The following is a 2,444-nucleotide window of genomic DNA, read 5'->3' as shown; positions in this document are numbered from 1 at the left end:
GAGTGCTGCTCGCGCTGGTCGTCATCGTCGCGGGCCTGGCGGTGGTGCTGTCGCTGCTCCCGCGGATGACCGGCTCCGACGCCGCGTCGAGCCCCACGCCGACCGTCGTGCTGCCGACGCTCTACCCGACCACCTCGCCCGGTGCGACGCCCGGCGCCGCACCCGCCTGCTCGGCCGACTCCGTCGCCGTCACCGCGGTCACGGACGCCACGAGCTACGCGCCCGGCGAGGATCCGCAGCTCTCGCTCTCGCTGGCCAACATCTCGAGCACCGACTGCGTGATCGACGCGGGCACGAGCAAGCAGGTCTTCACGATCACGAGCGGCTCCGAGCAGATCTGGACCTCCACGGACTGCCAGACCGGCGCGGCCGATCTGCCGGTGCTCCTCCAGGCGGGCCGCTCGGTGATGGGCAGCGCGCTGACGTGGGACCGCACCCGCTCCTCCGCCGACACCTGCTCCGGCGGTCGCGAGGCGGTCGAGGCGGGCGGCGCCGCCTACAACCTGTCGGTGTCGGTCGCCGGCATCCCCTCGGGCTCGCCCACGCAGTTCCTGCTCCAGTAGTCCGCCCGGGGGACGTGCCGGGTGCGCGGCGGCGCGTAGCATCGCAGGCATGTGGGGGCTGCTCGGCACGATCCTGTCCGCCTCGACCGGCCGGGCGGGGGTGGTCGCGCGGCGCGCGGCGGTCGTGGCCCTCGCGGTCCCGCTACTGGTCAGCGGAGCGGCGGCGCAGGCCGTGGCGGCTCCGCAGCCCGGCGGGGCTCCGCAGCCCGTCGCGGGTGTCGTGCGCGCGGATGTGGACGGCTTCCGGTTCTCGGAGTACTCGGCCGACTTCCGTCTCGACCGCGACGAGGAGGGCCGCTCGACGCTGACCACTGTCGAGACCTTCGTCGCCGAGTTCCCGCCGTCGCAGAACCGCGGCATGCAGCGCGCGATCCCGCTCGACTACGAGGGGCACCCGACCGACGTCGACCTGGTGTCCGTCACCGACGGCGACGGGGCGGCGCGGCCGGTCGACACCGAACGCGAGGACGGCTTCCTCCTGGTCACCAGCGCAGCGGACGAGTTCGTCAGCGGCAGCCAGACCTATGTCTTCACCTATACGCAGCACAACACGACCCTGCCTGGATCCGGCACGCGCAGCGGCGAGGACGAGTTCTACTGGGACGTCAACGGCACGGGCTGGCGCCAGTCCTTCGACCGCTACGACGTGCGCGTCGAGCTCGCCGGTTCGCTGGCCTCCGCCGCGACGGGGACCGTCAGCTGCTACCGGGGGCCGGAGGGCTCGACGACGCCCTGTCCGATCGGCCGCGACGGCGCGGTCGTCACGGCATCGGGGGAGTCGCTGGCTCCGGGGGAGAACGTGACCGTGGCGATCGGCTTCGCTCCCGGGACCTTCACGCCGCGCGACGACCGCTACCTCGCCTCCGGCTGGTCCTGGGTGCAGCTGGGCGGCCTCGCCGCGGTCCTGATCGGCCTCGCGCTCGCCGTGCACCGCCGCCGGACCGTGCTCCGCGACGCTCCCGGCCGCCCGACCGTCGTCGCCGAGTACGACCCGCCCGCGGAGGGGCTGTTCCTCTCCGCCGCGCTGCTGCGGAAGACGTCGAAGGCCCCCGCGGCCGGACTCCTGGACGCCGCCGTCCGCGGTCTCGTCCGCATCGAGGAGACGGGGGAGGGGCGGAAGCAGGAGTACGCCGTGCGGGTGCTCGACCCTGCGACGACGCCGACGCGACGCGCGGGACGCCCGCGGCCCCTCGCCTCCGACGACCGCGAGTTCCTCGACATCGCCCTCGGCCAAGTGCCGGGGACGGTGCGTGAGCTCTCCGGCAAGGACAAGGAGTTCGGCAAGGCCGTCGGACAGTTCCGGACCGCGCTGGGCAACCGGGTGACCGAGGCGGGACTGAAGAAGGCCGGGACGATCGGCGGCAGCGTGCTCGTGATCGTCCCGCTGCTGCTGGGTGTCATGGCCGCTTTCCTGGGCGCGATCCTCCTGATGACCCGCTCCTTCGGCGGAGCGCTCCCGCTCGTGCTGATGCTCGTCGCGATCGTTGCGGCCGTCGTCGGGACGATCCTGGTCTCGAGGGTGCCGCTGACGGCCGCGGGCGCGGAGCTGCGCGACCATCTGCGCGGGCTCGAGCTGTACATCCGCCTGGCCGAGGCCGACCGGATCGCGATGCTGCAGTCGCCCCGCGGGGCGGACCGGCGCACGGTCGGACCGGTCGAGGTGGTCGAGGTGACGGAGCGCCTGCTGCCGTGGGCCGTGCTCTTCGGTCTCGAGAAGGAGTGGTCGGCGGAGCTCGCGTCGGCCTACGAGCGCACCGGCGAGGAGCCGGTCTGGTACTCCGGACCGAACGGCTTCCACGCGGCGGCCTTCGCCGGCAGCGTGTCCTCGTTCTCGTCGTCGACGTCGAGTTACGTCGGATCCTCGTCGAGCTCCTCGAGCGG

General features: G+C 73.4%; 2 protein-coding genes. Both read left to right on the top strand.

All coding sequences use genetic code 11. The features are described 5' to 3' along the window. A partial coding sequence (locus C5C74_RS17620) for a hypothetical protein (protein WP_104256710.1) occupies positions 1-563 on the top strand: 563 nt, incomplete at its 5' end. Between the two features lie 49 nt (positions 564-612). Beyond that, positions 613-2,444: DUF2207 domain-containing protein (locus tag C5C74_RS16760; RefSeq protein WP_104351935.1), on the top strand; the 1,832-nt coding region annotated here is incomplete at its 3' end.

The sequence above is a fragment of the Rathayibacter sp. AY1E8 genome (assembly GCF_002931415.1).
Classification (GTDB): Bacteria; Actinomycetota; Actinomycetes; order Actinomycetales; family Microbacteriaceae; genus Rathayibacter.
The sequence above is the reverse complement of the archived record's forward strand: the minus strand, read 5'-3'. Positions and strand labels throughout refer to the sequence as shown.